This is a genomic window from Erwinia rhapontici (assembly GCF_020683125.1).
Taxonomy (GTDB): Bacteria; Pseudomonadota; Gammaproteobacteria; order Enterobacterales; family Enterobacteriaceae; genus Erwinia; species Erwinia rhapontici.
This window is the reverse complement of record NZ_CP085627.1, coordinates 4160547-4171848: the sequence shown is the minus strand read 5'-3', so window position 1 is coordinate 4171848 and position 11302 is coordinate 4160547. Positions and strand designations below refer to the sequence as shown.

Here is an 11302-nt window from a genome sequence, read left to right as displayed (position 1 = left end):
GACGTGATGATTACGCGCGCTGTGTGCGGTTTTTAATCCAGTAACCCACGGCGAGGATCAGTACCCATACCGGGATCAGCCAGACAGAGATCGCCATGCCTGGGGTCATTGCCATCAGTACCAGAATTCCCGCGAGGAACAGCAGACAAATCCAGTTACCCAACGGATAAAGCAGCGCCGGGAAGCGGGTGGTGACACCCTGCTGATCTTTCTTACGGCGGAACTTCATATGCGCGAGGCTGATCATCGCCCAGTTGATCACCAGAGCTGAGACCACCAGCGCCATCAGCAGACCAAACGCCTCACCCGGCATCAGATAGTTGAGCAGTACGCACAATGCCGTCGCAATCGCGGAGAACAGGATAGAGATCACCGGCACGCCGCGGCTGTCGACTTTTAACAGCGCTTTAGGGGCATTACCCTGCTGCGCCAGGCCAAACAACATACGGCTGTTACAGTAAACGCAGCTGTTGTATACCGACAGCGCAGCCGTCAGGATCACCACGTTAAGGGCATTCGCCACCAGCGCATCACCCAGCTCGTGGAAAATCAGAACGAACGGGCTGGTATCAGACGTCACGCGGGTCCATGGCATCAGCGACAGCAGGACCGCCAGGGAACCAATGTAGAAAATCAGAATGCGGTAAATCACCTGATTGGTGGCTTTTGGAATGCTGGTTTCCGGGTTATCCGCTTCCGCAGCGGTAATGCCGACCAGTTCAAGACCCCCGAAGGAGAACATGATAATCGCCATCATCATGATCAGCCCGCTAAAGCCATTGGGCAGGAAGCCGCCCTGTTCCCAAAGGTTACGCACGCTGGCCTGTGGGCCACCCGTGCCGCTGAACAGCAGCCAGCAACCGAACAGGATCATAGCCACCACGGCAACGACTTTAATAATCGCGAACCAGAACTCCATCTCACCAAACACTTTCACGTTGGTCAGGTTGATGGCGTTGATGAGCACAAAGAACACCGCTGCCGACATCCAGGTAGGAATATCCGGATACCAGAACTGAATATATTTGCCTACGGCTGTCAGCTCTGCCATCGCCACCAGCACATACAGTACCCAGTAGTTCCAGCCAGAGGCGAAACCGGCAAAGTTGCCCCAGTATTTATAAGCAAAGTGGCTGAAGCTTCCGGCTACCGGCTCTTCTACCACCATCTCGCCCAGTTGGCGCATGATCAGGAAGGCAATAAATCCGGCAATAGCATAACCCAGTATGACGCCTGGTCCTGCGGATTGGATGACCGATGCGCTGCCCAGAAACAGACCGGTACCAACGGCACCGCCTAATGCGATCAGCTGAATATGGCGGTTTTTCAAGCCACGTTTCAGCGTTTCGCCCTGCTGATGTTCCATGTATGACCTCATGATGTTTTATTATTTTTTATGTCTACGGCTGGCCCTGTTATCCAGGTGTATTAAAAACTTTACGGCACTGTGTAAGTAAATATAATTCAAGGCGTAGCCTCAGGATGAGAATAGTGCTATGTGCAGAGGTTTGCACTCGCTTTCTGATAAACATGCGCAGGAACGACTAAAAAAGCAGCGCGGCGTCTCATTTATCGCTGTATTTGTTTTGTCATAAATTATCGAAAATGACGAATAACATTGTCTTATGACGGGGCGTTACGAGTGGGGCTGAAGAACGTTCCGGCCGTAGGCTGCCGGAACGTGGATAAAGGAGAGGGAGATCAGGTGCGCGAAGTGCGGCGCTTAACCTGGTAGCCGATAGCCAGGATGCCAATCCATACCGGGATCAACCACACCGAAATAGCCATACCCGGCGTCATTGCCATAATAACCAGCACCCCAGCCATAAAGACCAGGCACAGCCAGTTGCCAAACGGATAAAACAGGGCCTTAAAGCGAGGCTGAACCCCCTGCTCGACGAGGCGTTTGCGGAACCGCAGGTGGGAAAGGCTGATCATGGCCCAGTTGATCACCAGCGTGGAAACCACCAGCGCCATCAGCAGCTCGAAAGCAGAAGCGGGCATCAAATAGTTGAGCAGCACGCCGAAGGCGGTGGCAGTGGCAGACATCAGGATAGCGGCGACCGGCACACCTCGTGAATCAACTTTTAGCAGGGCTTTTGGTGCATTACCCTGCTGCGCCAGGCCAAACAACATGCGGCTGTTGCAGTAAACGCAGCTGTTATAGACCGACAGTGCCGCGGTCAGGATCACCACATTCAGTGCGTTAGCCACCAGAGCATCACCCAGCTCGTGGAAAATCAGTACAAACGGGCTGGTATTTGCTGTCACACTCGTCCATGGCATCAGCGACAGCAGCACGGTGAGTGAACCGACATAGAAAATCAGGATGCGCCAGATCACCTGATTGATTGCCGTCGGGATGCTTTTTTCCGGGTTCTCTGCTTCTGCGGCGGTCAGGCCGATCATTTCCAGCCCGCCAAAGGAGAACATGATGATGGCCATCATCATCACCAGCCCGCCCATGCCGTGCGGCATAAAGCCACCCTGGCTCCACAAGTTACTGATGCTTGCCTGTGGGCCGCCGGTGCCGCTGAACAGTAGCCAGCCGCCAAAGGCAATCATCGCGACAACGGCGATAACCTTAATAATGGCAAACCAGAACTCCAGTTCGCCAAACACCTTCACATTGGTCAGGTTGATCGCATTGATGATCACGAAGAACACCGCCGCTGTCATCCAGGTCGGAATGTCCGGATACCAGAACTGGATATATTTGCCCACGGCGGTCAGTTCAGCCATCGCCACCAGCACGTAGAGCATCCAGTTGTTCCAGCCGGAGGCCAGGCCCGCAAAAGCGCCCCAGTATTTGTGGGCGAAGTGACTGAAACTGCCGGCAACTGGCTCCTCGACAACCATCTCACCCAGCTGACGCATAATCAGGAAGGCGATAAACCCGGCAATGGCATAGCCCAGAATGACTGCCGGACCGGCGGATTTGATCACCGATGCACTGCCCAGAAACAGTCCTGTGCCCACGGCCCCGCCTAATGCGATCAGCTGAATATGGCGGTTTTTTAATCCGCGCTGCAGCGTCTCTCCCGGTTGTTGCTCCATAATAATCCTCGTAATGCGCTTTCTGTGTATGACTGCATCGGCTAAAAAACCAATAACGTACTGATATATTTACACTTATGTCAGTACGAAAATGCGTATGAGTCTGGTATGGCGCAGAGAATAATGTTAGGAGCGGTACTTTGCACTTTCTTTCTCATTATGTGTGCTGGGTTGGATAAAAAACCACCGATCGCACCGGGTGCGATAAGGTAAATAACAAGATGCAGAAAAGGGTAATAACGCCTTATCTGCGAAGGTATGGGTATCGTATTCTATCCACTAAGCTGCTGCCTGCTTTCGAAAAAGTGACGAAATTTAACATTTGTCGTCAGGTAAATTCGCGTGTCAACGGCGTGCCTGTGCCCTGACAGAGAAGGAGACGGCGGTCTGGTTTCGGGCAGTTGCCATATGGACATCAGGTGAATACTTTGTTACTTTACGGGCACCTTTTTGCAATTGGTATTACCAATTTACTCTGGCAAATCGAAAAGAAGGGATGATGGCCTACAGCAAGATCCGCCAACCTAAGCTCTCTGATGCTATTGAGCAGCAGCTTGAGTCCCTGATTATGGAAGGGACACTGCGTCCCGGAGAAAAACTGCTGCCTGAGCGAGAGCTGGCCGTGCAGTTCGATGTCTCCCGTCCCTCCCTGCGCGAAGCTATTCAGCGTCTGGAAGCTAAGGGCCTGCTATTACGCCGTCAGGGCGGTGGTACCTTCGTCCAAACCAATTTGTGGAAAAGCCTGAGCGACCCGCTCGTAGAATTACTTGCCGGCCATCCTGAATCCCAGTTCGACCTGCTCGAAACACGTCATGCACTGGAAGGGATTGCTGCCTATTACGCCGCATTGCGCGGCACTGACGACGATCTGGAACGCATCCGCGACTGCCATCTGCATATTCAGACCGCCCAGCAAAATGGCGATCTCGACGCAGAAGCGGGAGCGGTGATGCAGTATCAGATCGCTGTAACAGAAGCGGCGCATAATGTGGTGTTACTGCATTTGCTTCGTAGCATGGGTCCGATGCTGGAACAGAACGTCAGACAGAACTTCGAAATGCTCTACACGCGTCGTGAGATGCTGGAGAAAGTAAGTAGCCACCGCGCCAGTATTTTTGAGGCGATTGTGGCACGTGAGCCAGAGCAGGCACGCGAGGCTTCACACCGCCACTTGGCGTTTATCGAGGAAGTATTGCTGGACAGAAGTCGGGAGCAAAGTCGTAGAGAGCGCTCCTTGCGACGTTTACAGCAACGTAAGGATTAACGCGTAAATATAACGCGGCACGTACCTATAAAGGTATAAACGACGGGCCTGTCTCTTTGTGTTTTGCCCACAGAGCACAAAGAGACAGGCTCCAGACAATTCAACGTAATTAGACACAGATAAGGAATACCCCCCATGTCAGAACGTTTAAATAATGACGTGGATCCGATCGAAACTCGCGACTGGTTAGAAGCGATCGAATCGGTCATCCGTGAAGAAGGTGTTGAGCGCGCACAGTATCTGATTGACCAGGTATTGAGCGGTGCACGCAAAGGTGGCGTTAAAGTGGCTGCCGGCGCGGGAGCCAATAACTACATTAACTCTATTGCTGTTGAAGATGAGCCGGAATACCCGGGCAACACGTCTTTAGAGCGTCGTATCCGTTCCGCTATTCGCTGGAACGCCATCATGACCGTTCTGCGTGCTTCCAAGAAAGATTTGGATCTGGGCGGCCATATGTCTTCCTTCCAGTCTTCTGCCACCGTGTATGAAGTGTGTTTCAACCACTTCTTCCGTGCGCGCACTGAAAAAGACGGCGGCGATCTGGTTTACTTCCAGGGCCACATTTCTCCGGGCGTTTACGCGCGTGCCTTCCTGGAAGGTCGTCTGACCGAAGACCAGATGAACAACTTCCGTCAGGAAGTTGACGGTAAAGGCCTGTCCTCTTACCCGCACCCTAAACTGATGCCTAACTTCTGGCAGTTCCCGACCGTTTCTATGGGCCTGGGCCCACTGGGTGCGATCTATCAGGCTAAATTCCTGAAATATCTGGAACACCGTGGCCTGAAAGATACCTCTCAGCAGACCGTTTACGCCTTCCTGGGCGACGGTGAGATGGATGAGCCGGAATCCAAAGGGGCGATCACTATCGCGACCCGTGAAAAACTGGATAACCTGGTCTTCATCATCAACTGTAACCTGCAGCGCCTTGATGGCCCGGTGACGGGTAATGGCAAGATCATCAACGAACTGGACGGTATCTTCGGTGGTGCTGGCTGGGAAGTGATTAAAGTGATCTGGGGCGGTCGTTGGGATGAGCTGCTGCGTAAAGATACCAGCGGTAAACTGATCCAACTGATGAACGAAACCGTTGACGGTGACTATCAGACCTTCAAATCCCGTAACGGTGCCTACGTTCGTGAGCACTTCTTCGGTAAATATCCGGAAACGGCTGAGCTGGTGAAAGATCTGACCGACGACGAGATCTGGTCTCTGAACCGTGGTGGTCACGATCCGAAGAAAGTCTTCGCTGCACTGAAAAAAGCGCAGGATACCAAAGGTAAACCTGTGGTGATTCTGGCACATACCATTAAAGGTTATGGTATGGGTGAGACTGCCGAAGGCAAAAACATTGCGCACCAGGTGAAGAAAATGAACATGGATGGCGTACGCTATATCCGTGATCGTTTCAACGTGCCGGTCAGCGATGAAGCCATCGAAAAACTGCCGTACGTGACCTTTGATAAAGGGTCTGACGAATACAACTACCTGCATGGTCAGCGTGAAAAACTGGGCGGCTACCTGCCAACCCGTGAGCCGAACTTCAGCGAGAAGCTGTCCATGCCTGTACTGGAAGATTTCCGTCAGCTGCTGGATGAGCAGAACAAAGAGATCTCAACCACGATCGCCTTCGTACGTGCCCTGAACGTGATGCTGAAGAACCCGTCGATCAAAGATCGCCTGGTGCCAATCATTGCCGATGAAGCGCGCACCTTCGGTATGGAAGGTCTGTTCCGTCAAATCGGTATTTATAGCCCGAATGGCCAGCAGTACACCCCGCAGGACCGTGAGCAGGTTGCTTACTATAAAGAAGACGAGAAAGGTCAGATCCTGCAGGAAGGTATCAACGAACTGGGCGCAGGCGCATCGTGGCTGGCGGCGGCAACGTCTTACAGCACCAATAACCTGCCAATGATCCCGTTCTACATCTACTACTCCATGTTCGGTTTCCAGCGTATCGGCGACCTGTGCTGGGCAGCAGGTGATCAGCAGGCTCGTGGCTTCCTGGTCGGCGGGACTTCCGGTCGTACCACCCTGAACGGTGAAGGTCTGCAGCACGAAGATGGTCACAGCCACATTCAGTCTCTGACTATCCCGAACTGTATCTCTTACGATCCAGCATACGCTTACGAAGTCGCGGTCATCATGCATGACGGTCTGGTGCGTATGTACGGCGATGCTCAGGAAAATATTTACTACTACATCACCACACTGAACGAAAACTACCACATGCCAGCAATGCCGGCCGGTGCAGAAGAAGGTATCCGTAAAGGTATCTACAAACTGGACAGCAAAGAAGGTAGCAAAGGTAAAGTTCAGCTGCTGGGTTCAGGTTCTATCCTGCGCCACGTGCGTGACGCGGCAGAGATCCTGGCGAAAGATTACGGTGTCGGTTCTGACATCTACAGCGTGACTTCCTTCACCGAACTGGCCCGTGATGGTCAGGACTGTGAGCGTTGGAACATGCTGCATCCAACAGAAGAAGCCCGCGTGCCGTACATCGCTCAGGTGATGAACGATGCACCTGCTGTGGCATCGACTGACTACATGAAACTGTTCGCCGAGCAGGTTCGCAGCTATATCCCTGCCAGCGATTATCGCGTACTGGGTACTGACGGCTTCGGTCGTTCAGACAGCCGTGAGAATCTGCGTCACCACTTCGAAGTGGACGCATCTTACGTGGTGGTTGCAGCCCTGGGTGAACTGGCTAAACGTGGCGAAATCGACAAACAAGTGGTGGCAGACGCTATCGCTAAGTTCGATATCGACGCTGATAAAGTCAACCCACGTCTGGCATAAGAGGTAATAGAGTAATGGCTATCGAAATTAATGTCCCGGACATCGGTGCAGACGAAGTTGAAGTCACCGAGATTCTGGTCAAAGTGGGCGACACTGTAGAAGTTGAGCAGTCACTGCTGGTCGTTGAAGGCGATAAAGCCTCAATGGAAGTGCCGTCCCCACAGGCTGGTGTGGTTAAAGAGATCAAAGTCGCTACCGGCGATAAAGTCGAAACCGGCAAACTGATCATGATTTTCGAAGCGGCAGGCGGTGCAGCAGCACCGGCAGCAGCCGAAGAGAAGAAAGAAGAAGCGGCTCCAGCAGCCGCACCTGCAGCGGCCCCTGCGGCCAGCGCAGCAAAAGAGGTTAACGTACCGGATATCGGCGGCGACGAAGTTGAAGTCACTGAGATCATGGTGAAAGTGGGCGACAAAGTTGAAGCTGAACAGTCGATCCTCACCGTTGAAGGCGACAAAGCCTCAATGGAAGTGCCTGCACCATTCGCGGGTACGGTTAAAGAGATCAAAATCAGCGCTGGCGACAAAGTCAGCACCGGCTCTCTGGTAATGGTCTTCGAAGTGGAAGGCGCTGCGCCAGCCGCCGCTCCTGCCGAGACCACCGCTTCCGCTGCACCTGCTCCGGCTAAACAGGAAGAGAAAGCCGCTCCGGCTGCTGCGCCTGCGAAAGCGGAGGCGAAGTCAGAATTCGCAGAAAACGATGCTTACGTCCATGCGACTCCGGTTATCCGCCGTCTGGCACGTGAATTCGGTGTAAACCTGGCGAAAGTCAAAGGCACCGGACGTAAAGGCCGTATTCTGAAAGAAGACGTGCAGAGCTATGTGAAAGATGCGGTAAAACGCGCTGAAGCACCTGCTGCTGCTGGCGGCGGTCTGCCTGGCATGCTGCCGTGGCCGAAAGTGGACTTCAGCAAGTTTGGTGAGATCGAAGAAGTTGAACTGGGCCGTATCCAGAAAATCTCTGGTGCGAACCTGAGCCGTAACTGGGTGATGATCCCACACGTGACTCACTTCGACAAAACCGACATCACTGAGCTGGAAGCGTTCCGCAAACAGCAGAACACCGAAGCTGAGAAGCGTAAGCTGGATGTGAAGTTCACCCCGGTGGTGTTCATCATGAAAGCGGTCGCGGCTGCGCTTGAGCAGATGCCACGCTTCAACAGCTCGCTGTCTGAAGACGCACAGAAACTGACGCTGAAGAAATACATCAACATCGGTGTGGCGGTTGATACGCCAAACGGTCTGGTGGTTCCAGTGTTCAAAGATGTGAACAAGAAAGGCATCACTGAGCTGTCTCGCGAACTGATGGCTATCTCCAAAAAAGCACGTGATGGCAAACTGACTGCGGGCGAAATGCAGGGCGGTTGCTTCACCATCTCCAGCCTCGGTGGTATCGGGACGACCCACTTCGCGCCTATCGTTAACGCGCCGGAAGTGGCTATCCTCGGTGTGTCCAAGTCTGCGATTGAGCCGGTCTGGAATGGTAAAGAGTTCACGCCGCGTCTGATGATGCCGATGTCACTCTCCTTCGACCACCGTGTTATTGACGGTGCTGATGGTGCGCGTTTCATCACCATCATTAACAACGCACTGGCCGACATTCGCCGCCTGGTGATGTAATCCTGAAGAAGGCCGGCGTAAGCCGGCCTTCTGGTAAGTTGTTGTAGTGATTCGTGGCACCGCGCTTTGCAGTTTATTAACAATTCTGTAAACTCTTGCGGTGAACGCGTCCCGGTGGATGAAGGGCGTTGAAATATATACCCAAAATAATTGGAGCTGCATCAAGGCGGCAAGCGAGGGAATCCCGATGAGCTTACATAAGTCAGTGATTCGGGTGAGCGAGCGTAGCCAACACAGATGCAGATTCAAGTATGACGGGTATCTGCTCTGACCCGCCGGACAATCAAATAAGAGGTCATGATGAGTACAGAAATTAAAACTCAGGTCGTGGTACTTGGGGCAGGTCCTGCAGGCTACTCTGCAGCCTTCCGTGCAGCGGATTTAGGTCTGGAGACCGTGATCGTTGAGCGTTACAGCACCCTCGGTGGTGTTTGTCTGAATGTCGGCTGTATCCCTTCTAAAGCCCTGCTGCACGTGGCGAAGGTGATTGAAGAAGCCAAAGCGCTGGAAGAGCACGGTATCGTGTTCGGCAAGCCGCAAACCGACATCAACAAGATTCGTACCTGGAAAGAAAAAGTCATCACCCAACTGACCGGTGGTCTGGCGGGCATGGCGAAAGGCCGCAAAGTGAATGTGGTCAACGGTCTGGGTAAATTCACCGGTGCTAACACGCTGGAAGTCACCGCTGAAGACGGTTCTAAAACCGTTATCACTTTTGACAATGCCATCATCGCGGCGGGTTCCCGTCCGATTGAACTGCCCTTTATTCCCCATGAAGATCCACGCGTGTGGGACTCCACTGATGCGCTGGAACTGAAAGAAGTGCCTGAGCGTCTGCTGGTTATGGGCGGCGGCATCATCGGTCTGGAAATGGGTACCGTGTATCACGCGCTGGGTTCTCAGATCGACGTGGTCGAGATGTTTGACCAGGTGATCCCGGCGGCTGATAAAGACGTGGTGAAAGTCTTCACCAAACGCATCAGCAAGCAGTTCAACCTGATGCTGGAAACCAAAGTTACTGCGGTTGAAGCCAAAGAAGATGGCATCTATGTAACGATGGAAGGTAAAAAAGCGCCGTCAGAACCACAGCGTTACGACGCGGTTCTGGTAGCCATTGGCCGTGTACCTAACGGTAAAGGCCTGGATGCTGGCAAAGCGGGCGTGGAAGTGGACGAGCGCGGATTTATCCGTGTCGACAAGCAGCTGCGTACCAACGTGCCACACATTTTCGCTATCGGCGATATCGTGGGTCAGCCAATGCTGGCACACAAAGGTGTGCATGAAGGCCACGTAGCGGCAGAAGTGATCTCTGGTCTGAAGCACTACTTCGACCCGAAAGTGATCCCATCGATCGCTTACACTGAGCCAGAAGTTGCCTGGGTCGGTCTGACCGAGAAAGAAGCGAAAGAGAAAGGCATCAGCTATGAAACGTCCACCTTCCCGTGGGCAGCATCAGGCCGTGCTATCGCTTCCGACTGTGCAGACGGCATGACCAAACTGATCTTCGACAAAACCACTCACCGCGTGATCGGTGGTGCGATTGTTGGCACCAACGGCGGCGAGCTGCTGGGTGAAATCGGTCTGGCTATCGAGATGGGTTGTGATGCTGAAGATCTGGCTCTGACCATCCACGCTCACCCAACCCTGCACGAATCGGTGGGTCTGGCGGCGGAAATCTTCGAAGGTAGCATTACCGACCTGCCAAACCCGAAAGCGAAAAAGAAATAACTCGCCTTCGTGTTTAAAAAACGGCTCCTGCGGGGGCCGTTTTGCTTTCTGTCTTTCCGTAAAAAACCGCGCAGGGCGCCGCAAAATCGCGTATCTTTGCTGGCAATTTCTGACCGGTCAAAAGGCTCGTTGTGTCGAATAAAGTTGCCCTGATCACCGGTGCCTCACGTGGTATCGGTCACCATCTTGCCCGCCATCTCCATGCTGCGGGCTATCACCTGATACTCATTGCACGGAATGCGCAGGCGCTGAACGCCTTAGCAAACACTCTCGGCTCTGCACGCGTGCAGACGCTGGCACTGGATGTTTGCGATTATCCGGCGGTGGCACAACAGGTGCAGCAGGCACTGAGCGTGCACGCACAGCTTGATGTGCTGATCAACGCGGCGGGGATCTTCCGTGGCGGATCAACGCAGACCGCGCTGGATGATTTCAGCGCTATGCTGGCGACTAACGTCACTGCTATCCATCATCTTTGCCAGCTGTGTGTTCCCTGGCTGTCGAAATCGCCTGAGGGGCGCATCTTTAATCTCGCCTCGGTGAGCGGTGTGCAGCCTTATGGCAGCGTGGCCAGCTATGCCGCCAGCAAACATGCGCTGGTCGGATACAGCCGATCCATTGCACGTGAACTGGGAGCTCAGGGGATTAAAGTCACCACGCTGTGCCCCGATGTGGTGGATACCGATATGGCGCAGGGTTCCGGTCTGGCAGCCGATGAGATGCTGAGTACCGACGATCTGTGCCGCGCGGTTGATTTCGTGATGTCGTTGTCTCCGGCTGCGGTTGTGGAGCAACTCACCATCGGGCGGCAGTATCGTCCACGTAAACCCGTCTGACC

At 53.6% G+C, this 11302-nt stretch carries 7 protein-coding genes; 5 read left to right on the top strand and 2 right to left on the bottom strand.

The window, feature by feature from the left end; all coding sequences use genetic code 11:
- Positions 1-10: 10 nt before the first annotated feature.
- Positions 11-1366, bottom strand: coding sequence for an aromatic amino acid transporter AroP (aroP, locus tag LJN55_RS19230; RefSeq protein WP_133842272.1), 1356 nt, complete (start codon positions 1364-1366; stop codon positions 11-13).
- A 335-nt stretch (positions 1367-1701) separates the two neighbouring features.
- Positions 1702-3057, bottom strand: a complete 1356-nt coding sequence (gene aroP, locus LJN55_RS19225) for an aromatic amino acid transporter AroP (RefSeq protein ID WP_133842271.1) — start codon at positions 3055-3057, stop codon at positions 1702-1704.
- 499 nt (positions 3058-3556) lie between these two features.
- Between aroP (LJN55_RS19225) and pdhR the strand changes: the two genes are divergently transcribed.
- The 5 genes from pdhR to LJN55_RS19200 all read left to right on the top strand — a co-directional run bounded on the left by pdhR (position 3557) and on the right by LJN55_RS19200 (position 11300).
- Positions 3557-4321, top strand: a complete 765-nt coding sequence (gene pdhR / locus LJN55_RS19220; RefSeq protein WP_133842270.1) for a pyruvate dehydrogenase complex transcriptional repressor PdhR — start codon at positions 3557-3559, stop codon at positions 4319-4321.
- Between the two features lie 135 nt (positions 4322-4456).
- Positions 4457-7120, top strand: a complete 2664-nt coding sequence (gene aceE / locus LJN55_RS19215; RefSeq protein WP_159336895.1) for a pyruvate dehydrogenase (acetyl-transferring), homodimeric type — start codon at positions 4457-4459, stop codon at positions 7118-7120.
- Positions 7121-7134: 14 nt separating this feature from the next.
- Positions 7135-8736, top strand: coding sequence for a pyruvate dehydrogenase complex dihydrolipoyllysine-residue acetyltransferase (gene aceF / locus LJN55_RS19210; protein ID WP_227535060.1), 1602 nt, complete (start codon positions 7135-7137; stop codon positions 8734-8736).
- A 300-nt stretch (positions 8737-9036) separates the two neighbouring features.
- On the top strand, positions 9037-10464 hold the full coding sequence (gene lpdA / locus LJN55_RS19205; RefSeq protein ID WP_133842715.1) for a dihydrolipoyl dehydrogenase: 1428 nt from the start codon (positions 9037-9039) through the stop codon (positions 10462-10464).
- Between the two features lie 131 nt (positions 10465-10595).
- Positions 10596-11300: an SDR family NAD(P)-dependent oxidoreductase gene (locus LJN55_RS19200; protein ID WP_159336897.1), complete on the top strand. Its 705-nt coding sequence runs from the start codon at positions 10596-10598 to the stop codon at positions 11298-11300.
- Positions 11301-11302: the final 2 nt, after the last annotated feature.